Below are 20668 nucleotides of genomic sequence, written 5' to 3' on the forward strand. Positions count from 1 at the left end.
CCATGGGTCTCCCTGCCGTCGCCGTCCCGGTCGACACTCACGTCGTCCGCGGGGCCCGTTGAGTTCCCGGGGAGGCGCGGTCAGTCCGGGGGAGGGGGCGGCCCGCGACCTCCCGCCAACCCCGTGGAGGCTGGTCAGTACGGACTCCCGTGCCCGCTCCGGCGCGGGGGCGGCTCACGAATCCACACCAGGGTGGCCACGCAGACCGCGAGCAGCGCCGCGATGACGACGAACACGGTCCGTACGTCGACCACCGCCACGAGCACCCCGGCGGCCCGCCCCACGATGTTGCGCAGCGCGTTGGCCTGCTGGAGCTGGTCGCGGGGGACGAGCAGGGGCATGAGCGAACCGCTGGCCGGCTGCACCACGGACCCCGACACCCCGCCCAGGGCGGCCAGCGCGAGCAGCCAGGGCACGCCGACCGGACCCAGTGCGAACCCCAGCATCACCAGGAGTTGGACGGCGTCGTTGGCCACCAGCGCCGTCGACTTGCGCATCCGCGTCAGCATCGCCCCGCTGAGGAGGGAGAACAGCGAACCGGCGGCCCCGCGTACGCCCAGGAGCAGCCCCAGCACGAGTGGTCCGTGGTCGATCAGGACCAGACCGACCATGGCCACCGGCAGCATCTCCGAACCCAGGTCGCCCGCGCCGCGGCCGCAGAGCAGGAGGCGGAACCCGCGGTGGTCCAGGGAACGGGGGAGGAGGGCTCGCGGACGCGGCAACCGGGTCCCATCGGTCGGCCGGGGGTGGGGGTGGGGGGAGGGGCGGTCCGACCCACCAGTGTCGGGGTTTCGCGCCGGGCACGCCACCGGTTTTTCGTCCGCTACGGTGAGCGCGTTCCCCGCTGTGGGGGACACGGACGAGAGGAGGACGTATGACGGACACGACCCTGGTGGTCGGTGCGACCGGGAACGTCGGTTCCCAGGTGGTGCGCCGCCTGGTGGAGGAGGGCCGCTCCGTGCGCGCGCTCAGCCGCGACACCGGCGCCGCCGACCTCCCGCCCGAGGCCGAGGCGGTGCGCGGAGACCTCACGGACCCGGTGAGCGTCGGGGCGGCCCTGCGCGGTGTGGACACGGTGTTCCTGGTCTGGCCGGGGGTGGACACCTCGCACGCCTCAGCGGTGGTCGAAGCCCTGGTGGAGCGCGCCCGGCACCTGGTGTACCTGTCCTCGGCCGGGATCGACGACACCCGGCCGGTCCAGGCCGACCCCGTCAACCAGATGCACGCCGACGTCGAACGCGTGATCGTCGGCAGTGCCTCGCCGCACGCGGCGGCGTGGACCCTCCTGCGCTGCACCAGCTTCGCCGCCTCGCTGTTGGAGTGGGGCGACCAGGTCCGGGAGGGCGTGGTGCGCGAGGCCTTCGGCGACGCGAGCCGCACCCTGCTCCACGAACGCGACATCGCCGACGTGGCGGTCCGGGTGCTGCTGGACGGTACGCACCGGGGCGAGCGCCTGTACCTGAGCGGTCCGGAGCCGCACACCCAGGTGGAACAGGTGCGGATCATCGGTGAGGCGCTCGGCCGTCCGGTGCTCTTCGAGGAGGTTTCGGCGGACGAGCTCCGCGCCCACATGCGGGGCGAGGGCTGGACCGAGGCCGACATCGAGGGCATGGTCACCGCCTACGCCGCGATGTCCCGGGCGCCCCAACCGGTGTGGGACACGGTCGAACGGGTGACCGGGCACGCCCCGCGCGGCCTGGCCGAGTGGGTACGCGACCACGAGGCGTCCTTCCGCTGACCGGTCGCCGCCGCCCGGCGGTCCCGCCCGCGCCGGTCTCAACCGGCCAGGTGGGCGCGCAGGGCGTCAGCGGTCGCGCCACTCCCCACCTCCGCCAGCCGCGCCGGCGTCCCCTCGAACACCACCCGGCCGCCCTCGTGTCCGGCGCCCGGACCCAGGTCGATCACGTGGTCGGCGGCGGCCACGACGTCCATCCGGTGCTCCACGACCACCACCGAGCCCCCGGCGTCCACCATGCGGTCGAACAGGGCGACCAGCCCGGCCACGTCACCGCCGTGCAGGCCGGTCGTCGGCTCGTCCAGCACGTACAGCCGCGCGGGCTCCTCCAGCTTCCGTGCCAGCCGGAGCCGTTGGCGCTCGCCTCCCGAGAGCGTGTCCAGAGACTGCCCCAGCCGCAGGTAGCCGAGACCGACCCGTTCCATCCGCTCCGCGGCGTCGCGCAGCGCCCCGTCGAACAGCTCCCGGGCTCCGGCCGCCGTCAGCTCCAGCACCTGGGCGATGGTGCGGCCGTCGAGCGTGTACGACAGCGCGCGGTCGTTGAACCTCTGTCCGTGGCAGCCCTCGCACTCCGTCTCGACGTCGTCGAGGAAGGCGAGGTCGGTGACGACGACCCCGCGCCCCCGGCAGGTGGGGCACGCTCCGGTGGAGTTGGCGCTGAACCAGCCCGGTCCCACCCCGTTGGCGCGGGCGAATCGCGACCTCAGGGTGTCCTGGACCCCCAGGTAGGTCACCGGTGTGGACCGGGGGCCGCTGTGTAGTGAGTTCTGTGTGAGCACCACGGCGTCCGGTCGTGCCCGGGGCAGTTCCCCGTGCGCGAGTGAGCTCTTGCCCGACCCCGCGACGCCGGTGACGGCCGTCAGCACCCCGGTGGGCACGCGCACGTCGATGCCGCGCAGGTTGTTCAGCCGGGCGTCGCGCACCCGCACGGCGCCGTCCGGGACACGGGTGCGGGCCCGTACCGCGCGGGGCCGGCGCAGGTAGCGTCCGGTGGGGGTGGCGGCGCGCCGCAGCCCCGCCACCGACCCCTGGTACACCACGCGTCCGCCTTCGGCCCCGGCCCCGGGCCCCAGGTCCACCACGTGGTCGGCGACGGCGATCACGTTGGGGTCGTGTTCCACCACCAGCACCGTGTTGCCCTTGTCGCGCAGGCGTCGCAGCAGCCCGGTGAGCCGGTGGACGTCGGCCGGGTGCAGCCCGGCACTGGGTTCGTCGAGCACGTACGTGAGTCCGGTGAGCGCGCCGCCCAGGTGGCGCACGAGCCGTACCCGTTGGGCCTCTCCCCCGGACAGCGTGGCCGAGTGCCGGTCCAGGCTGAGATAGCCCAGCCCCACCTCCTCCAGGCCGCGCAGCCGCTCCAGCAGTGCCCCGGTCACCGGGGCCACCTCGGGGTCGTCGATGTCGCCGATGAGCGGGCGCAGGCCGGACACCGGCAGAGCGTAGAGGTCGGCGATGTTGTGCGGGCCGATCCGGCAGGCCAGGGCGGCCGGGTTGAGGCGGGCGCCGTCACACGCGGGGCAGGGGCCCCGCCGGACCACGCGTTCCAGCTCCTCGCGGTCGCCCGGCTTGAGCGGGGCGTCCAGCAGGCTGCGGGTGATACGGGGGACCACCCCCTCGAACACCCCGGAGACCGGGAACTCGGGGTCGGCGCGGGGTGCCTTCACCCCCTCCGCGTGCAGGAGCAGGCGGCGTTCGTCGGGGGTGAAGCGGCCCACCGGCAGTGTGCGGTCGAACAACCCGGAGTGCACGTAGCGCTTCCACCGCCAGGTCCCCGGGGCGAAGGTCCGCAGCCGGATGGCGCCCTCGTCCAGGGAGAGGGCGTCGTCCAGCAGGGCGTCTGCGTCCACGCGCCGGACACGGCCGAGCCCCTCGCACTCCGGGCACATGCCGCTCGGGTCGTTGAACGAGAAGGCGGGGGAGTAGCCCGCTCGGGGACGACCGATCCGGGAGAACAGCAGCCGCATCAGCGGCGCGAGGTCGGTGGCGGTGGCCAGGGTCGAGCGGGCGTTGCCGCCGAACCTGCGCTGGTCCACCGCCACGGTCACGGTGAGGTTCTCCAGCCGGTCCGCGTCGGGCACGCCCAGGTGCGCCATGCGGCTCCGGGTGAAGCTGTCGTGGGCCTCGTTGAGCTGGCGCTGGGACTCGGCGGCGATGGTGTCGTACACCAGGGACGACTTGCCCGAACCGGACACCCCGGTGAACACGGTGAGCCGTTCGCGGGGCAGGGTCAGGTCGACGTCTCGGAGGTTGTTCTCCCGGGCGCCGGTCACGGTGATTCCGGGTCGGTCGGAGGGTGTGGTGTCCATGCGGCCCACGCTAGGAGACATTGTGGTCAGTTTCCGGCCACAATTGGCCCGGCGTCGGGAAGAATGTCGGCATGGCCGACACCAGTCAGCGCATGCTGCGCCTGCTCTCCCTGCTCCAGAACGGACGGGCGTGGTCCGGCTCGGACCTGACCGCCGCCCTGGGCACCAGCCCGAGGTCCCTGCGCCGCGACGTCGACCGACTGCGCGCGCTCGGCTACCCCGTCGAGAGCCTGCGCGGCCCCGGGGGCCACTACCGCATGGTGGCGGGCAACGCCGTGCCGCCGCTGATGTTCGAGGACGACGAGGTGGTGACCGTCGCTCTGGGGCTGCGGATGGTCGCGGGGGGTCTCAGCGGCGTGCTGGGGGCCGAGGAGGGTGCCGAGCGGGCCCTGGGCAAGATCGAGCGCGTGCTGCCCCCGCGCCTGGCCCGCCGGACCGTGACCCTGGCCGCCGCGGTCGACCCGGGGCGCAGGGTGTGGCCGGGAACGCCGGTGGGCGTGCTCACCGGGCTGGGGGAGGCGGTCGCCGCCGGGCACCGGATCAGGATGACGCACCGGGGCCGCGACGGGCGGGAGCTGCGCCGGGAGGTGGACCCCTACCGGTTGGTCCTGCTGCGGGGGCGCTGGTATCTGTTCGCCTGGGACCGCGACCGCGAGGACTGGCGATCCTTCCGGCTGGACCGGATCACCGGGGTCACCCCGACCCGTGCCGTCGTCGATCCGAGGGAGCTGCCCGCCGAGGACCTGGCCGCGTACCTGGAGGAGGGGTTCGGCGCGGGGCCGGAGCGGCACACCGTGACGGTGGTGTTCCACGCGGATGCGGCCCGGGTGGCCGCGTGTCTGACCCGGGTCGACGGCTCCCTGGAGGCGCTCGGCCCCGACCGCAGCCGGTACACGGCGCGGGTGGACTCCTACGCGTGGATCTCCCTGGTGCTGGCGATGACCGGCCTGGAGTTCGCCGTGGAGGGGCCGGAGGGGTTCCGGGCCCACGCGGCCGAACTCTCCGGCCGGCTGGGGCGGGCGGCCGCCGGGTGAGGGCACGCCGTGACGGGCGCGTCCTCCTCGTCACCGCGCTGGCGGGAACAGGCGCAGGGTCAGGGCGCGGTGGCGGTCCACGGCCGCCCGCGAGTACAGCAGGGGGAAGTGGCCGCGGCTCGCCCACAGGTCGGTGAGGTCGTCGTGGTGGGGGCTGCGGGGGTCGCCGGACTGGCCGGGCGCGTTGACCGCCAGGGAACGGTCCCAGTCGCCGACGTCCACCACGATCCGGAAGGACGTGCCGTGGTACTGGCGCCCGGTGGAGTCCGAGGCGGTCAGGTCCACGGTGTCCCCGCTGCCGGGACGGGGCACGCGCCGTCCCCGGGCCCACGCCGGTGGGTCGGGGAGCGCGGTGAGGGGGTGGTCCAACCGGGCGAAGTGGTGCTCGCCCCAGTGCCAGGTGGGCCCGAGGGGACCGAACCGTTCGACCAGGTCGTGGTAGGCGGCGCCGAGTGAGCGCGCCACCAGCGCCCGTCCCCGCCGGTCCCGGGCCGCCTCCTCCAGCAGCCGCAGCGTCACGCGCGGGTCGGCGGCCCGATCCGGCAGGAGCGCCCGCACCGCCTCCCCGACGCGTTCGGGGCCGACCAGGTCCCGCAGGCGCTCGCGCAGCAGCGTCGGGCGCGACCGCTGGGAGAACCAGTGCTCTAACAGGGTGGGCTGGGGCAGGTCGACCGCCATCGTCCCTTCCCAGGAGCCGTCTCCCAGCAGCCGCAGGGCCCGCGCCGCCCAGGGGTCGTCCGCGGCAGGTCGGCCAGCACGGCCAGCGCGGCGCGGGCGACCGGGCTCACGTGGTCGTGCTGGAGGCGGTGTCCGCCGGTCACGGCGCGGTGCGCGGGTCGCGAGCGGATCGCGGGTGAGGATCGGCGTGGTGTGGCGGTGCTCACGCGCGGGAGCGGTGCGGGTGCTCCGAGTTGCCCAAGGTCTATTACCGACTGGTAGGTTCGCTGGGTTACTCGAGAGTAGAAAGGTGGGGGAGTCGTGCACGAGGGAGCCCTGAACCGGCTCAGACCCGTTCCCGGTGGTCGGTTCCGCCTCTTCGTCCTCCACCACGCGGGCGGCTCCCACCTGGGCTACCGGGGCTGGGTGCGCCACTTCCCCTCGGACTGGGAGATCTGCCTGCTCGACGCGCCGGGCCGGGTCCACAGCGCCGACCAGCCGCCGCTGCGCAACGCCCGGGACCTGGCCGCGCGTATGCACGAGGTGGTCCGCCCCGAGCTCGACCTCCCTTTCGGCCTCTTCGGGCACAGCATGGGCGCCCTGGTCGCCTACGAGCTCACCCTGCGCCTCGCCGGTGACGGGACCCCGCCGCGCTGGCTCGGCGCCTCGGCGTGGAGCCCCGCCCCCGGCCCCGAACGGACCGAGCCCCGCCACCTGGTCTCCGAGGACCGCCTACGGGAGACCATCGCCCGCATGGGCGGCACCCCCCGCCGCGCTCTGGACGACCCCGACCTGTGGTCGACCGTGGAACCGCTCGTCCGCGCCGACCTGGAGCTGGTCGACACCTGGAGCCCCGACCCCCTCACCCCGCCCCTGCGGGTCCCGGTGTCGGTCTTCGGGGGAGCCGACGACCGTGGCATGACCCCCCGGCGCCTCGCCGGATGGGCCGACCACGTCGAGGGCGGCCTCAGCCACCACACCCTGCCCGGAGACCACTTCTACTTCTCCGGGCGCACCGCCGACGTGGTCGCCCGCATCACCAGGGACGTGGAGCCGCTCCTGGGGTGAGTGCCCGGGCGCCCCACCCCAGGAGCGGGAGGGGCGTCAGCCCCCGAACGCGTCCCGACCGCGAACACGTAGCCGGGGCCGTCCGCGGACAGCGCCACCCCGCTCCCCAGCCGGGCCCGGACCCCGCCGTCGCTCTCCACGACCTCCAGACCCCTCGCGTCCAGCTCGACCTCGGAGGCCGTGCGCTCCTCGTGCGGGCCGTCCGTCAGGTGCACCAGCACCACCTGCTCACCGAGTGTCCTCAGGAACGTCATGTGGTGCTCGCCCGCGTCCAACCAGCGCAGGCCCCCGCCGTGGAGCGCGGGCAGGCCCCGGTGCAGGGCGAGCAGACGACGGTGGGAGTCCAGCACCCGGCGGTCCCAGTCCCCGGGACGGTGCCAGGGCATCGTGCGCCGGGAGTTCTCCCCGTCGCGCCCCTCCAGGCCGATCTCGTCACCCGCGAACACGAACGGCACGCCCGGAAGCGCGGCCTGGGCGGCCACACCCACCGCCTGGAGCAGCGGATCGCCCGTCACCGTGCGAAACCGCGCCGAGTCGTGGGTGCTCAGGGCGTTGACGCTGTGGGTGCGCACCCGCCAGGGCAACCCGGCGTTGGTGACCCGCATCGCGCGAACGGCCTCGGCGGCGCCGCTGCGGGGCAGCGGGGCCGACGTGTGGGTCGCCGCGAAGCGGACCCCCTCCGGGCCGGTGTTCAGCCAGGCCCACACCGGCCGGGTGAACCCCGCGTAGTTCATCACGCCGTGCCAGCCGTCGTGGCGGGTGTCGGGCCCGGCGTCGTAGAAGTGCTCGGCCAGCAGCCACGCGTCCGGCGCCGCCTCGCGCATCCGGGCGGCGATCTCGCCGGACACCTCGTGGTTGAGGTCCTGGGCGCCGAGCCGGCCGGTCATGTTCGCCACGTCGACGCGCCATCCGTCCAGGCCGTCCTCGCCGCGCAGGCGGTCCACCAGGACCGAGTCGTGCGCACCGTACACGCGTTCGCGCAGGGCCTTCGAGGAGTAGTCGAGCTTAGGCAGGGACCGTACGCCCAGCCAACTCACGTAGGAGTCGGGATGCTCCTCGAAGTAGTAGTAGCCGGCCTCCTCCGAACCGGGGTCGGCCTGGGCCGCCCGGAACCAGACGTGCTCGTCACCGGTGTGGTTGGTGGTGAGGTCGCCCATCACCCGCAGTCCCCGCGCGTGCGCCTCGCGGACCAGTGCGGCCAGGGCCTCGTCCCCGCCCAGCAGCGGGTCCACCCGGTCGAAGTCGGAGGCGTCGTAGCGGTGCGTGGAGCGGGCCGGGAAGAACGGGGTCAGGTACAGCACCTCGGCGCCCACCGACACCAGGTGGTCCAGGTGGCGGCGCACTCCCTCCAGAGTGCCTCCGTAGTACTCGCCGGGAGCGTCGGGACCGGAACCGGAAGGCTCGTCGTCCCAGGCGCGGGGGACCGCCCACGCGGGGTGGTCGGCGAGGGGTTCCACCGAGTCGTCGTCGCGGGCGAAGCGGTCGGGGAAGACCTGGTAGAGGGTGGTGGCGGGTACCCAGGAGGGCGGTTCGGGGGCGTTCACCAGACGGAAGTCGGCGTCGTCGGTGACCTCGTGGTCGTGGACGCCCGCCTGGTTGAGCCACGTGTAGCGGCGGTCGCGCACGATCGCGAAGCGGTAGGGGGTGGCCACGGGCTGGAGGGGGATCTCCACGGCGTACCAGTCCACACCGTGTTCCGAGCGCTCCAGCGCGGCCTCGACCAGGCCCGCCTCACCGTCCTCGACCACGTACGCGTAGACGGAGTCGGCGCCGCCGGGCACCCGGACCCGGAGCCGCGCGCGGCCCCCGTCGAGGCTCACGTAGTCGGGTGAGCCGTCGTGGTGGGGGTCGTGGCTGAAGAGCATGTGGGACTCCAGGGGCGGTAAGGAAATTTCACGTCACATCATGGCAAGAAAACGTCATTGGTGCGAAAGTTTTTACGCGCTTTTCTTGCGGGCGTGGTGAGGCACGTGGTGCGTTCCCCCAGCGCCTCCCGGCATCGGGCACCCACGCGGGGCGCGAACCGGGCGAGTCCGCGCCTGCGCCCCCCTGTCCCGCCGCACCCTTCCGAGTTACCGTGGATGCATGAGCCTTGAGCTGCCAACCGAAAGACTCCTGATCAGGGAGTGGGAGCTGGGCGATGCCGACGCGGCCCTCCAGATCTACGGGGCCGAGGAGGTCGCGCACTGGCTGACACCGGAGTGGCGCCCGGTGACCGACATCAGCGCGATGCGCTCGGTGCTCCACGCGTGGATCGAGGCGGGACCGAACCTCATCCCACCCGCGGGGCGCTGGGCGATCGTCGACAGGCAGGACGGCCAACTGGTGGGAGGGCTCTCCCTGAAGCTTCTTCCGCCGTTCGAGGAGGACTTCGAGCTGTCCTGGGCGCTGCGCCCGGACGTGTGGGGGCGGGGCTACGCCACCGAGGCGAGCCGCGCCATCATCGACTGGGCGTTCCAACAGGGGATCGAGGAGGTGTTCGCGGTCGCCCGCCCCCACAACGAGCGCGCGCTCGCCGTGGCCCGCAGGCTCGGCATGGAGTGGGTCGGCGAGACCGAGAAGTACTACGACATGCGACTCCAGGTGTTCCGCATGCGTCCCGGTTGATCCGTGGCGCGTGGAAGGCCCCGGCGCGGCCCGTCGGAGTTCGCTCCGCTGGGCCGCGCCCGTGCGGGCGGCGCGGGAGGGCCGCCCGTCAGGACAGGAGCTGGCTGATCCGATCGACCTCCTCCTCGGACAGCCGCACCGCGGCCGCGGCCGTGTTCTCCTCCAGGTGCGCCACCCGTGAGGTCCCGGGGATCGGCACCATCACGGGGGAGCGGTGCAGCAGCCAGGCCAGCGCCAGCTGGACGGGGCTCACCCCGTGGCGGGCGGCGAGCCCGGCCAGCGGGGAGTCGGCCGCCGCCATCTCGCCCCGGCCCACCGGCGCCCACGGCAGGAAGGCGATCCCGTCCCGCTCGCACTGTTCGAGGACGTCCTCGGACTGGCGGAAGGACGGCGCGTACTGGTTCTGCACCGACGCGACCGGTGTGATCCCGCGGGCCGCCGACAGCTCGTCCACGCTCACCTCGCTCAGCCCGATGTGCCGGATCTTGCCTTCACTCCGGAGTTCGGCGAGCGCGCCCAACTGGTCGGCCAGGGGTACCTCGGGGTCGATCCGGTGCAGCTGCATGAGGTCGATGCGCTCCACCCCCAGGTGGCGCAGGCTCAGCTCGACCTGCTGGCGCAGGTACTCCGGGCGGCCCAGCCGGTGCCACTGCGCGGGCCCGGTGCGGACGAACCCGGCCTTGGTGCCGATGACCAGGCCCTCGGGGTACGGGTGGAGCGCCTCGCGGATCAACTGTTCGCTGATCTGGGGGCCGTAGGAGTCGGCGGTGTCGATGAAGTCCACGCCCAGCTCGACGGCGCGGCGCAGGACGGCCAGGGCCTCCTCCCGGTCGCGGGGCGGTCCCCACACGCCCTCGCCGACGATGCGCATGGCCCCGAACCCGAGGCGGTGGACGGGCAGGTCCCCTCCGAGGAGGAGCGTGCCCGCCCGCTCCGCGACGGGGGGTGTGCTGTGGGCGTCGGTCACGATGTTCCTCCTTCTGCGGCACGGCGGCCGGGTGCGTGCCATGCTGCCAGGTCGGCGCGGACACGGCCGTGTCCGCAGCCCCCGTGTCGCCGCCCGTCCCCGGGGCAGGGGGGGGAGAGGCGTGCCGCTACCGGAAGGCGTCGAGGTGGTCGGCGACCCACCGGGCGTAGGTGCGACCGGGGCGCCCCATGACCCGTTCGTAGTCGGGGGACACGCACTCCTGAGGGTCGGAGCCGGTGCCCGTCTCCTCGTCCGTCGCGGGTTCCCACAACAGCCAGTCGCAGAGCTCGGGAGGGACCCCCCGCGCGAGCCACAGCTCCCGCGCCTGGGCCAGGGTGAGCGGTACGAAGGTGATCTCGCGGCCCAGGGCGCGGGAGATCACGGCGGTGCGCTCGGCCGGGGTGACGGGCTCGGGGCCGGTGATCACGTACGCCCGGCCGTGGTGTCCCCCCTCCACCAGCGCGGCCGCCGCGACGTCCGCCATGTCGGCCTCGTGCACGGGTGCGGCGGGTTCGTCACCCCGGGGGGCGCGCACCACACCCTCGGAGCGGACGGAGTCGGGGAGCGAGTCGAGGTCGTTGACCATGAACTCGCCCCCGCGCAGGTGGGTCCACTCCAGGCCGGAGCGCTCGACCGCCTCCTCCACGGGGCGGTGGTGCAGGTGCCCGTAGTTGTGGTCGGTGTCGGCGCCGGGATCGGTCTCGACCGAGGCGGAGGACATCAGGACGATCCGCCGCACTCCGGCGGCGCGGGCCCGCCGCACCACCTCCTCGGCGGTCTCGGGGTGGGGGTAGAGCATGACCGCGTCGACGCCGTCGAAGACGCCGTCCAGGGTCGCGGGGGCCTCCAGGTCGCCCGCGACGGGCTCGACCCCCTCGGGGAAGACGCGGCGGGCGGGGTCGCGGCTGAGCGCACGGACGGCGGCACCGCCTTCGAGGAGGCGCGGGACCACCAGGGAGCCGACGGTTCCGCTGGCTCCGGTCACCAGGACGCGCATGGCAGGGTCCTTTCCCTAGAGGATGTGGAACTCCTTGGAATCATAATGGGACACCAGTGTCTCATAAAAGGGTCCTGGCATCCCTTTCTGGTGCGCCCGATAGGTTGGCGCCATGACGAGCACCGAGAACCCGAGGACGGGGGTGCGCGCCCGGACCCGGGGGGCGATCCTGCGCGCGGCCGCCGCCGTCCTGGCACACGACCGCGCCGCGCCGCTCTCGGAGGTGGCCGAGAGGGCGCGGGTGGGGCGCAGTACGCTGCACCGCTACTTCCCGGACCGCGACGTGCTGTTGGCCGCCACCTACGAGGAGGCGCTGTCGGAGATCGGCCGGGTGATGGACGAGGCGCGCGCACAGGAGGGGCCCGCGTCGCAGGCCCTGCGCCGGGTGGTCGCCGCGCACGTGGAGGTGGGCGACTGGGTGGTGTTCGCCTTCGGTGACACCGCCAACGAGGTCTTCGACGACGCGCCCGACGCCGCCGACCCCGAACCGGAGATCCTCACGGACCTGGTGCGCCGGGGTCAGGAGGAGGGGGTCTTCGACCCCGAGGCCGACCCCGCCTGGGTGGTCCAGGTCCTGTGGGCGCTGATCTTCACCGGTCTCGAGCAGGTCGGTCGCGGGCGGATGCCGCGGCACGCGGTGACTCCCGCTGTCGTGCGCGTCCTGGAGCGGGGGGTCGGCGCCTGAGGGGGCGGTGGGTCGGCGCGGGGTCGGCCGTTCAGTGGCCGCGCCCGGCGGGGGCGGTCGCGCGCGCCTGGAGGGTGGGCGCGGCCAGCGCCACGCGGTGCTCGCCGCAGCGGCAGCGCTGGTAGATGACCACGCCCTCGCTGGTCGTATGGGTGGAGTCGGTGGTCCAGCGGTGTTCGTGTTCGGTCATGGCCCCAGTCTGATGTAATGGCATTATGCATCTCAACCCTTACGGGCAGGGTCCGCTCACCCTGGCGGTGGATCTGGCCAACCGCCCCTGCGCCGACACCGCCGACCTAGAACGCCGCTGTGCGCAGGCCGGATTCCTGCTGGAGCGCCCGGTGGGGCGCGACGACCTCGCCCGGGTCCGCTCCTTCCTCGACGGGTGGGCGGCCGTCGTCGACAGCGCCGACCCGCGGAGCCGGGCCGCGCGCCTCAACGACCTGCTCACCGAGTACTCGGGGCCGCCGAGGCTCACCGACCACGCGGGCACCGGCTGGCACCTGCACTACCGCCCCGACGACCTGCCCGCCCACCGGCAGATCGCGTCCCTGATCGCGGTCGGCACCGCCCTGCACCTGACCGGCCGGGGCATGCACCGCCTGGGGCGGTGCGCCGCGGGTGGCTGCGCGCTCGTGTACGCCGACTTCTCCCGCAACGGCCGACAGCGCTACTGCTCGCCCGGGTGCGGCAACCGCGACGCCGTCCGACGCCACCGGGCCCGGTCCGCCGAGCACGGGGAGGGGGCCGACGCCACACCCTGAGCCCCCGCCCGACCAGCGAGGATGTGAGACTGGTGCGATGGAAGAAGGTCTCCCGCGCCTCGACGCGAGCAGCCAGCGCGCCCTCATGGACCTGCTGGCCCGGCTGGCGGAGGGCCGTCACCCCTCCGCCGAGGACGTCACCGGTCTCCTGGGCGCCGTCGACGCCGCCCTGGTGGACCGGATCAGGGAGCTGTCCGCGCGCCTGCGCCGCCTCAGCCGCCGCGAGGGCGAACTCTCGGCACTGATCGCCAGCACCCGCGACCTGGTCGAGGTCAGGGACGTCGAGCCCCTGCTCAGGAGGCTGGTCGACCGCGCGCACGACCTGGTCGGCACCGACGTCACCTACCTGTCCGTCTACGACAAGGACACCGACGAACTCTTCGTCCGGGCCAGCCGCGGCACCGTCTCTCCCCGCTTCCCGGGCCTGCGCGTGCCCGCCGGGGCCGGGATCGCCAGCCGCGTCGTGCGCGCCAACGCTCCACAGTGGACCTCGGACTACGGGGAACGCGACGACTTCGACCGCGACCCCGGGATCGACGCCGCCATCGCCGAAGAACAGCTGCGCTCCCTCGTCGGCGTGCCGATGTCCGCCAACGGGGAGATCCTCGGAGTCCTGTTCGCCGCCGACCGCGCCTCCCGTCCCTTCGCCCGAGAGGAGATCGCCCTGCTCTCGGCCTTCGCCGACCAGGCGGCGGTCATCCTCCACACGGCCCGCCTCTTCGCCGCCGCCACGGAGGCCGCCGACCGGGCCGAACGGCACGCCGAGGCCATGAACGCCGCTGCGCGCGTGCACGAACGGCTGACCGCGCTGGTGCTGTCCGGCCACGGCCCGCACGAGGTGGCCCTCACCCTGGCGGAGTCCCTGAACCGTCCGGTCGCCATCGCCGACCGCGACCTGCGCCCGGTCACCCGTACCCGCGGGGCCTCGGAGGGGTGGTGGCCGGGCGGGCGGCTCGCCCCCGGGGTCGCGCGGGCCCTGGCGCGCAGTCGCGAGTCCGGGCACTGCGCCCGGGTGGAGGGCCCCGGACCGGAGGTGGTGGTCGCGGTCTCGGCCGGGTCCGACCTGCTGGGGCTCCTGCTGGTGGGGGAGGGCGACGGACCGCTGAGCGACGTGGAGCGCCGCACCGTCGAACGCTGCGGGCAGATCCTCGCCCTGCTCACCATGCAGAGCGAGGCCGTCACCCATGCCGAGGAGCGGGTGCGCGGAGAACTCGCCCTCGACCTGTTCTCCGGCGCGGCCGACACCGACACCCTCCGCCGCCGGGCCTCGGCACGCGGCATCGTCCTCGACCAGCCCTGGACCGTGGTCGTCGTCCCCGTCCCCGACCGCCACCGGCACGCCCTGCACCGCGCCCTGGCCGTCCACCCGGGGTGGATGTCCGCACCGCAGGGCGAGGGCGTCAGCGTCCTCGTCCCCGGTCGGGACCCCACCTCGGCCGCCACCCTGGTGGCCCAGCGGGTCGGTGCGGTCACGGACGCCCCCGCCCTGGCGGTGGGCGCCGCCGTCCCCGACCTCCCCGGCCTGCCCGCCGTGCTCGCCGAGGCCTGGGAGTGCGCCGCCTTCCTGCCCTCCCTGGGCGTGTGCGAGGGCGCCCACGAGGTGGACGACTACGCCCCCTACCTGGCGATGTTCGGCACCGACGGCGGCCGCGCGCTCGCCTTCGTGGACCGGGTGATCGGCCCCGTCGTGGAGTGGGACGCCCGGCACCACTCCGACCTGACCGGCACCATCACCGCGCTCGCCGGGAGCGGTGGGAGCGTGACCCGGGCCGCGCGGGTCCTCTACGTCCACCCCAACACCGTCAAACAGCGGTTGGAGCGGGTGACCTCGCTCCTGGGCGAGGACTGGAGGTCGGCCGAATCACTGTTCCGGGTCACCGTCGCCACCCGCCTCCACCTGCTCAGACAGAACGGAAAGTGACACGTCGAGCCCGTGTTTCCTGTCCGTTTCGGACATGTCGCCGGGGTGAACGGCGCTGCTTGGATGGACCAATCCTCAAGTGACGTACCCCACACCGGGGCGCCCTTTCCCTCAGGAGTGAATCCACACGTGGTGCACACCAGCAGGTTGTCCGGTCTCCGGTCCCTCACCGTGGCGGAGCGGCGCACGCGCCTGGCCTCCGCGGCCGGTCTGGACGAGACCGTGTTCGACGCCCTCGACCAGCACGGTCTGAGCGTGGCCGCCGCCGACCACATGATCGAGAACGCCGTCGGCGTCATGGGCGTCCCGGTCGGGGTCGCCACCAACTTCACCGTCAACGGGCACGACGTCCTGGTGCCGATGGCCACGGAGGAGCCCTCCGTGGTGGCGGCCGCCAGCAACGCCGCCCGCATCGCCCGTGTCCGGGGCGGTTTCCACACCAGCTCGACCGGGCCGGTCATGCAGGCACAGGTCCAGGTCGTCGACGTGACCGACCCCGAGTCCGCCCGGCTGCGCGTCCTGGAGGCCCGGGACGAGCTCGTCGCCCTGGCCAACGCCCAGGACCCCCGGCTCGTCGAGGTCGGCGGAGGGGTGCGCGACCTCACCGTGCGCACCGTCCGCGCCTTCGACGAGACCTACGTGGTGGCCCACCTGGTCGTCGACGTACGCGACGCCATGGGCGCCAACGCGGTCAACACGATGGCGGAGGCCGTGGCACCGCGCCTGGCCGGGATCGCCGGGGGGCGCCCCGTGCTGCGCATCCTCACCAACAAGGCCGACCTGCGGCTCAGCCGCGCCCGGGCCGTCCTGGACACCGAGGCGCTCGGCGGCGAGGCCGTCGCCACCGACATGGTCCACGCCTACCGCCTGGCCGCTGCCGATCCCTACCGTGCCGCCACCCACAACAAGGGCATCATGAACGGCGTCTCCGCGGTCGTGCTGGCCACCGGCAACGACACCAGGGCCGTGGAGGCCGGGGCGCACTCCCACGCTGTCGACGCCGAGGGGCGCTACACCTCGCTGTCGACCTTCGAGCGCGACACGGACGGCAACGTCGTGGCCACCCTGGAACTGCCGACCCCGGTGGGCCTGGTCGGCGGCGCGACCCGCACCCACCCGGCCGCCCAGGCCGCTGTGGCGCTCACCGGGGTCACCGACGCCACCGCGCTCGGCGAACTCGTCACCGCCGTGGGGCTGGCCCAGAACATCGCGGCCGTGCGGGCCCTCGCGGGAGAGGGCATCCAGCGCGGCCACATGTCGCTGCACGCCAGGAACATCGCCGTCACCGCGGGAGCCCGCGGCGACGAGGTGGACCGCGTCGTGGCGGTGCTCATCCAGGAGAAGGCCATCCGGCAGGACCGTGCCGAGGCCGTCCTCGACCAGCTGAGGGGACGATGATGACCGAACCGACGACGGATCGGGAGGAGGACGGCGGCCGCCTCCTGGAGATCTGGGGCGACACCGTCGACTCCCGCCACACCGTCTGGGCGATCGCCCTGGGAGTCGGCGTGACCGTGCCCCTGTACCTGGGCTCGGAGCTGTTGTTCTCCCGGCTGGTCGACGACGCCACCGTCGCGGGGACCTACGCGCTCCTGGTCGGCCTGGTCGGCTGTCTGCTGGCCGGGTTCGGCGGAGCCCTGCTGTTCCCGCCCAAGCGCGTGGTCACCGAGCACGCGCCCACCGAGCAGAGCAGGCGGGCCGCGATGGACGCCGTCGAGGCCGACTACGGCCCGCTCGGCGACCCCACCGAACTGTCCGAACCCGTGCGGAGGGAACTGCGCGCGCTCGGACTCTTCGACGACCTGCTGGCGCAGCACCGGCGCCGCGGCGAGGAGCGAGAACCGTGAGTCCCGAACTGCTGACCGACGCCTCCTGGGCCCTGGGCATGGGCCTGATCGGCGCCGTGGTCTTCGCCTTCATCGGCCTCGCGTCCTACACGGACGAGACGGCCACCATCGCGCCGCTGACCCTGCTGGTGGTGCTGCTCGGCGTACCGCCCGCCGGCGTGTTCACCTTCTTCATGGCGGGGATCGTCGCCAAGCACATCACCCACGCCATCCCCACGGCCCTGCTGGGCATCCCCGGCGACACCCTGGCCGTCCCCATGCTCAGGGACGCCCAACTGCTCCGTGAGCTCGGGGTGCCGCACATCGCCCTGCGCAAGGCGATCTCGGGCGGTGTGATCGCCGCCTTCCTGTCGGTGCCCCTGGCCGTGCTCTTCGCCTGGGCGTTGAGTCCCTTCGCCGACGCCATCGGCGAGGCGGCGCCGTGGATCTTCGTGGTCGCGGCGGTCCTGATTGCCTACACCTCGAAGGGCAAGCTGGCGGCGGTGCTCGCCCTGGTGCCGTTCGTTCTACTGGTCGTGGGCATGCAGGCCTTCGTGTCCCAGACCACCGGGGGGACGCTGACCATCAGCTTCTTCCTCGGCATCGCCACGGGGCCGCTCATCGCGGACCTGTTCCTGTCCCTGGCTCCCTCGGGCCGGGACGCGCTGCGGCGCCGGGCGCGTCGCCGCTTCGACCTGGCACCCGACACCCGGACCTGGTCCGGGCGGCTGCCCAACCCGCTCAAGGTGCTGGACCGCAAACAGGTCGCGTACACGAGCGCCGCCGCCGGAGTCTCCAGCGCGACGTTCGTGTTCTCCCCGGTGGCCATGACGGTCCTCATGGGCGAGATCGTCGGTGCCCGGATCAAGAACGGGTACCACCGGCTCACCACCGTGATGTCGGTGCGCAACGGCACCACCGAGTCCACCTACATCGCCGAGACGCTGATTCCGCTGATCGCGCTGGGTCTGCCGCTCTCCCCGATGGCCGCGGGCCCGGCCGCGCCGCTGTTCAACGCCCCGCCGGTGCACACCGTCAACACCGAGACCGGGGAGACCCACAACCTGCACGACCTGCTGTCCAGCGGTGAGTTCCTGGTCTACGGTCTGCTGGGCGTGGTCATCGCCTCGGTGATCGCCTACCCGTTCGCGATGACCTACGCGCACCGGGCGGCCTCGTTCGTCATGCGCCGGATCTCGCACGAGGCGATCATCGGCGCCTTCGCCGGGCTGATCCTGGTGATCTGCCTGTACGAGGGCGGCCTGCTCGCGGTGGGCGTGACCCTGACCGTGGGCCTGGTCGGAGGTCTCTTCGGAAAGATGTTCAACATGCACAGCGGCGTGCAGTTCATGGGCTTCTACGTCGCGGTCCTGACCGTGCCCCAGCTGCTCGCCCTGGCGGCCTGAGCCGCCCCCACCCGAGGACGCCGCGCGGCCCGACCCCGTCCTGGTCGGGCCGCGCAGCCGTGTCCGGGGTCAGCGCGCGGTGTCGCGGCGGGCGACGGAGGCCAGGTCGGCCTCGATGCGCGCGGTGGTCTCCAGGAGGGCGGGGAGCAGGTCGCGGCGCACGTCGTCGATGGAGGAGCGGTTGGCGTGCGCGGAGACGTTGGTCGCGGCGATGACCCGCCCGTCGGCGTCGCGGACCGGCGCGGCCAGTGAGCGCAGGCCCTCCTCCAGCTCCTGGTCGACGATCGCGTACCCCTGTTCGCGCACCCGCAGGATCTCGGCCCGCAGGTCGGCGGGGTCGGTGAGGGTGAACCGGGTCAGCGGCCTCAGGGTGACCCGCCCCAGGTAGGCGTCGAGTTCGTCGTCGCCGTACCCGGCGAGCAGCACGCGGCCCATCGAGGTGGTGGAGGCGGGGAAGCGGGTGCCGACGGCGATGGACACGGCCATGATGCGCGAGGTGGCCACGCGCGCGACGTAGAGGACGTCGTCGCCGTCCAGGACCGACACCGAGGCCGACTCGCGCACCCGGGCGGAGAGGTCCTCCAGGTGCGGTTGGGCCACGTCGGGCAGTCCGGCCGAGGCCACGTAGGCGTATCCGAGTTCCAGTACGCGCGGGGTCAGCGCGAACATCCGGCCGTCGGTGCGCACGTACCCGAGGTCCACCAGGGTCAACAGGAAGCGCCGGGCCGCGGCGCGGGTGAGGTCGGTGGCGCGGGCCACCTCGCTGAGGGTCATGGCGGGGCGCTCGGCCGAGAAGGCGCGGACGACCATGAGTCCCCGCTCCAGGGACTGCACGAAGTGGGCGCCGCGTTCGGGGGCGTCTTCGGTGGTCATGGGGCCTTCCGGTTCGGGTGCGGGGGCACGTTCGCGCGGCGCGGGGTCACGGTCACCGCGATGTTCTCATACCGAACAGGGGGGCCGAACCTTGACCCGTCCTGTGATCGGCGCTACCGTCATACCCAGTTGTTCGCAGTGTGAACATTAATTCGCTATACGAACGGGAGGGTCACCATGGCCGTGCCCCTGGACGAGGCGGTCCGGCAGCTCATCCACGACGGCGACACCGTCGCCCTGGAGGGGTTCACCCACCTCATCCCCGTGGCCGCCGGGCACGAGATCATCCGCCAGGGCCTGCGGGACCTCACCCTGGTCCGCATGACGCCCGACATCGTCTACGACCAGCTCATCGGTGCCGGGTGCGCCCGCCGACTGGTCTTCTCATGGGGCGGCAACCCCGGTGTGGGCTCCCTGCACCGCTTCCGCGACGCGGTCACCCACGGCTGGCCCGCCCCCCTGGAGATCGAGGAACACAGCCACGCCGGGATGGCCAACCGCTACGTCGCCGGCGCCTCCGGGCTCCCCTTCGCGGTGCTGCGCGGATACAGCGGCACCGACCTCGTCGAGCACAACGACCACATCCGGACCGTCACCTGTCCCTTCACCGGACAGGAGCTGGCCGCGGTCCCCGCCCTCAACCCCGACGTCGCCGTCATCCACGCCCAGCGGGCCGACACCCGAGGCAACGTCCAGCTGTGGGGCATCACCGGCATCCAGAAGGAGGCCGCCCTGGCCTCCACGCGCGTCCTGGTCACCGTGGAGGAGGTCGTGGACGCCCTCGACCCCGTCCCCGGGCAGGTGATCCTGCCCAGCCGGGTCGTCGACGCCGTCAGCGTCGCTCCCGGCGGCGCCGCGCCCTCCTACGCGCACGGCTACTACGAGCGGGACAACGCCGCCTACCGCGCCTGGGACGCGATCGGGCGCGACCGGGACGCCTTCACCGCCTGGCTCGACGACCTCACCTGCGGCACCGCCCCCCAGACCCCCTCGGCGCCCACCGACCCCGGCGCCGACCCCCGACCCGTAGGGAGAGGCGCGTGACCACCGTGACCTGGACGTCCGACGAGATCATGACCGTCACCGCGGCGCGCTCGCTGCGCGACGGGATGGCCTGCTTCGTCGGCATCGGCCTGCCGAGCACCGCGGCCAACGTGGCCAGCCGCACGCACGCCCCCGACCTGTGGATGATCTACGAGTCCGGGACCCTGGGCGCCGCGCCCGACCACCTGCCGCTGTCCATCGGCGACGGCGTCCTGGCCGACACCGCCGACACCGTGGTGTCGGTTCCCGAGGTCTTCAACTACTGGCTCCAGGCCGGACGCATCGACGCCGGGTTCCTCGGCGCCGCCCAGATCGACCGGTACGCCAACATCAACACCACCGTCATCGGCGACTACGACGCACCACGGGTGCGACTGCCCGGGGCGGGGGGCGCCCCCGAGATCGCCGCCTCCTGCCGCGAGGTCATCGTCATCATGCGCCACAACAGCCGCGCGTTCGTCGAGAGAGTCGACTTCGTGACCTCGGTCGGCCACGGGTCGGGGCCCGGCGACCGCGAACGGCTCGGCCTGACCGGCTCCGGACCCGTCCGGGTCATCACCGACCTCGGAGTCCTCGAACCCGACCCCCGCACCCGCGAACTCACCCTCGTGGGCCTGCACCCCGGAGTGGAGGTCGCCACCGTGCGCGAGGCCACCGGCTGGGACCTGCGCGTCTCCGACGACCTCGCGCGCACCCCCGCCCCCACCGACACCGAGCTCGCCGTCGTCCGCTCCCTGACCGGCGCGGCCTGAACCGCCCCGACGGACCCACCCCACCC

The 20668-nt window shown here is 73.5% G+C and carries 20 protein-coding genes; 12 read left to right on the forward strand and 8 right to left on the reverse strand.

Annotated elements, in window-relative coordinates:
- Positions 1-134 precede the first annotated feature (134 nt).
- The gene (locus tag ACFYL4_RS11000) at positions 135-722 is read right to left on the reverse strand and encodes an MFS transporter (protein ID WP_387518177.1); all 588 of its coding nucleotides are present in this window, start codon (positions 720-722) and stop codon (positions 135-137) included.
- A gap of 152 nt (positions 723-874) precedes the next feature.
- Between ACFYL4_RS11000 and ACFYL4_RS11005 the strand changes: the two genes are divergently transcribed.
- Positions 875-1738, forward strand: a complete 864-nt coding sequence (locus ACFYL4_RS11005; RefSeq protein WP_387518178.1) for an NAD(P)H-binding protein — start codon at positions 875-877, stop codon at positions 1736-1738.
- Positions 1739-1776: 38 nt separating this feature from the next.
- On the opposite strand, the gene ACFYL4_RS11010 is transcribed toward ACFYL4_RS11005, so the two are convergent.
- A complete protein-coding gene (locus ACFYL4_RS11010; protein WP_387518179.1) occupies positions 1777-4041 on the reverse strand; it encodes an ATP-binding cassette domain-containing protein in 2265 nt (754 codons plus the stop codon).
- A gap of 71 nt (positions 4042-4112) precedes the next feature.
- Here ACFYL4_RS11010 and ACFYL4_RS11015 point away from each other — a divergent pair, with 71 nt between their 5' ends.
- Positions 4113-5075 (forward strand): helix-turn-helix transcriptional regulator, encoded by a 963-nt coding sequence (locus ACFYL4_RS11015; RefSeq protein WP_387518180.1) that lies wholly within the window; start codon positions 4113-4115, stop codon positions 5073-5075.
- 30 nt (positions 5076-5105) lie between these two features.
- On the opposite strand, the gene ACFYL4_RS11020 is transcribed toward ACFYL4_RS11015, so the two are convergent.
- Complete coding sequence (locus tag ACFYL4_RS11020) at positions 5106-5753, reverse strand: penicillin acylase family protein (RefSeq protein ID WP_387518181.1); 648 nt, start codon at positions 5751-5753, stop codon at positions 5106-5108.
- A 300-nt stretch (positions 5754-6053) separates the two neighbouring features.
- Here ACFYL4_RS11020 and ACFYL4_RS11025 point away from each other — a divergent pair, with 300 nt between their 5' ends.
- Entirely contained in the window at positions 6054-6800 is a 747-nt protein-coding gene (locus tag ACFYL4_RS11025; protein ID WP_387518182.1) for a thioesterase II family protein, read from the forward strand.
- On the opposite strand, the gene ACFYL4_RS11030 is transcribed toward ACFYL4_RS11025, so the two are convergent.
- Positions 6731-8665: a glycoside hydrolase family 13 protein gene (locus ACFYL4_RS11030; RefSeq protein WP_387518183.1), complete on the reverse strand. Its 1935-nt coding sequence runs from the start codon at positions 8663-8665 to the stop codon at positions 6731-6733. The two genes, ACFYL4_RS11025 and ACFYL4_RS11030, sit on opposite strands and share 70 nt — an antisense overlap.
- 220 nt (positions 8666-8885) lie before the next feature.
- Between ACFYL4_RS11030 and ACFYL4_RS11035 the strand changes: the two genes are divergently transcribed.
- A complete protein-coding gene (locus ACFYL4_RS11035; protein ID WP_357765936.1) occupies positions 8886-9407 on the forward strand; it encodes a GNAT family N-acetyltransferase in 522 nt (173 codons plus the stop codon).
- 88 nt (positions 9408-9495) lie between these two features.
- Here ACFYL4_RS11035 and ACFYL4_RS11040 read toward each other — a convergent pair whose 3' ends face one another.
- On the reverse strand, positions 9496-10374 hold the full coding sequence (locus ACFYL4_RS11040) for an aldo/keto reductase (protein ID WP_387518184.1): 879 nt from the start codon (positions 10372-10374) through the stop codon (positions 9496-9498).
- Between the two features lie 127 nt (positions 10375-10501).
- On the reverse strand, positions 10502-11371 hold the full coding sequence (locus tag ACFYL4_RS11045; RefSeq protein ID WP_387518185.1) for an NAD(P)H-binding protein: 870 nt from the start codon (positions 11369-11371) through the stop codon (positions 10502-10504).
- 112 nt (positions 11372-11483) lie between these two features.
- Here ACFYL4_RS11045 and ACFYL4_RS11050 point away from each other — a divergent pair, with 112 nt between their 5' ends.
- Positions 11484-12056, forward strand: a complete 573-nt coding sequence (locus tag ACFYL4_RS11050; protein ID WP_387518186.1) for a TetR/AcrR family transcriptional regulator — start codon at positions 11484-11486, stop codon at positions 12054-12056.
- 31 nt (positions 12057-12087) lie between these two features.
- Here ACFYL4_RS11050 and ACFYL4_RS11055 read toward each other — a convergent pair whose 3' ends face one another.
- Complete coding sequence (locus ACFYL4_RS11055; protein ID WP_387518187.1) at positions 12088-12246, reverse strand: hypothetical protein; 159 nt, start codon at positions 12244-12246, stop codon at positions 12088-12090.
- A 25-nt stretch (positions 12247-12271) separates the two neighbouring features.
- On the opposite strand from ACFYL4_RS11055, the gene ACFYL4_RS11060 reads away from it, so the two are divergent.
- The 5 genes from ACFYL4_RS11060 (at position 12272) to ACFYL4_RS11080 (ending at position 17973) form a co-directional block, all read left to right on the forward strand.
- Positions 12272-12820 (forward strand): CGNR zinc finger domain-containing protein, encoded by a 549-nt coding sequence (locus ACFYL4_RS11060; RefSeq protein ID WP_387518188.1) that lies wholly within the window; start codon positions 12272-12274, stop codon positions 12818-12820.
- 37 nt (positions 12821-12857) lie between these two features.
- Positions 12858-14741: a helix-turn-helix domain-containing protein gene (locus ACFYL4_RS11065; RefSeq protein WP_387518189.1), complete on the forward strand. Its 1884-nt coding sequence runs from the start codon at positions 12858-12860 to the stop codon at positions 14739-14741.
- 129 nt (positions 14742-14870) lie between these two features.
- Positions 14871-16139, forward strand: coding sequence for a hydroxymethylglutaryl-CoA reductase, degradative (locus tag ACFYL4_RS11070; protein WP_387518190.1), 1269 nt, complete (start codon positions 14871-14873; stop codon positions 16137-16139).
- Positions 16139-16588: a hypothetical protein gene (locus ACFYL4_RS11075; RefSeq protein ID WP_357765957.1), complete on the forward strand. Its 450-nt coding sequence runs from the start codon at positions 16139-16141 to the stop codon at positions 16586-16588. Before ACFYL4_RS11070 ends, ACFYL4_RS11075 begins: the two co-directional genes overlap by 1 nt.
- Positions 16585-17973, forward strand: coding sequence for a tripartite tricarboxylate transporter permease (locus tag ACFYL4_RS11080; protein ID WP_357765960.1), 1389 nt, complete (start codon positions 16585-16587; stop codon positions 17971-17973). The genes ACFYL4_RS11075 and ACFYL4_RS11080 overlap by 4 nt, the downstream gene beginning before the upstream one ends.
- Positions 17974-18042: 69 nt before the next feature.
- Here ACFYL4_RS11080 and ACFYL4_RS11085 read toward each other — a convergent pair whose 3' ends face one another.
- Entirely contained in the window at positions 18043-18846 is an 804-nt protein-coding gene (locus ACFYL4_RS11085) for an IclR family transcriptional regulator C-terminal domain-containing protein (RefSeq protein ID WP_357765963.1), read from the reverse strand.
- 177 nt (positions 18847-19023) lie between these two features.
- On the opposite strand from ACFYL4_RS11085, the gene ACFYL4_RS11090 reads away from it, so the two are divergent.
- The gene (locus tag ACFYL4_RS11090) at positions 19024-19890 is read left to right on the forward strand and encodes a CoA transferase subunit A (RefSeq protein ID WP_387518192.1); all 867 of its coding nucleotides are present in this window, start codon (positions 19024-19026) and stop codon (positions 19888-19890) included.
- A complete protein-coding gene (locus tag ACFYL4_RS11095) occupies positions 19887-20642 on the forward strand; it encodes a CoA-transferase subunit beta (protein ID WP_357765967.1) in 756 nt (251 codons plus the stop codon). The genes ACFYL4_RS11090 and ACFYL4_RS11095 overlap by 4 nt, the downstream gene beginning before the upstream one ends.
- The last annotated feature ends 26 nt before the right edge of the window (positions 20643-20668 follow it).

Origin of the sequence: Nocardiopsis sp. NPDC006938 (assembly GCF_042869555.1) — a bacterium.
GTDB lineage: Bacteria > Actinomycetota > Actinomycetes > Streptosporangiales > Streptosporangiaceae > Nocardiopsis.

Bases quoted from the DNA above. Each gene is read 5' to 3' on its own strand.
- ACFYL4_RS11005 (WP_387518178.1), top strand. From the start codon at position 875: ATGACGGACACGACCCTGGTGGTCGGTGCGACCGGGAACGTCGGTTCC.
- ACFYL4_RS11010 (WP_387518179.1), bottom strand. From the start codon at position 4,041: ATGGACACCACACCCTCCGACCGACCCGGAATCACCGTGACCGGCGCC.
- ACFYL4_RS11015 (WP_387518180.1), top strand. From the start codon at position 4,113: ATGGCCGACACCAGTCAGCGCATGCTGCGCCTGCTCTCCCTGCTCCAG.
- ACFYL4_RS11020 (WP_387518181.1), bottom strand. From the start codon at position 5,753: ATGGCGGTCGACCTGCCCCAGCCCACCCTGTTAGAGCACTGGTTCTCC.
- ACFYL4_RS11030 (WP_387518183.1), bottom strand. From the start codon at position 8,665: ATGCTCTTCAGCCACGACCCCCACCACGACGGCTCACCCGACTACGTG.
- ACFYL4_RS11035 (WP_357765936.1), top strand. From the start codon at position 8,886: ATGAGCCTTGAGCTGCCAACCGAAAGACTCCTGATCAGGGAGTGGGAG.
- ACFYL4_RS11045 (WP_387518185.1), bottom strand. From the start codon at position 11,371: ATGCGCGTCCTGGTGACCGGAGCCAGCGGAACCGTCGGCTCCCTGGTG.
- ACFYL4_RS11050 (WP_387518186.1), top strand. From the start codon at position 11,484: ATGACGAGCACCGAGAACCCGAGGACGGGGGTGCGCGCCCGGACCCGG.
- ACFYL4_RS11055 (WP_387518187.1), bottom strand. From the start codon at position 12,246: ATGACCGAACACGAACACCGCTGGACCACCGACTCCACCCATACGACC.
- ACFYL4_RS11060 (WP_387518188.1), top strand. From the start codon at position 12,272: ATGCATCTCAACCCTTACGGGCAGGGTCCGCTCACCCTGGCGGTGGAT.
- ACFYL4_RS11065 (WP_387518189.1), top strand. From the start codon at position 12,858: ATGGAAGAAGGTCTCCCGCGCCTCGACGCGAGCAGCCAGCGCGCCCTC.
- ACFYL4_RS11075 (WP_357765957.1), top strand. From the start codon at position 16,139: ATGACCGAACCGACGACGGATCGGGAGGAGGACGGCGGCCGCCTCCTG.
- ACFYL4_RS11085 (WP_357765963.1), bottom strand. From the start codon at position 18,846: ATGACCACCGAAGACGCCCCCGAACGCGGCGCCCACTTCGTGCAGTCC.
- ACFYL4_RS11090 (WP_387518192.1), top strand. From the start codon at position 19,024: ATGGCCGTGCCCCTGGACGAGGCGGTCCGGCAGCTCATCCACGACGGC.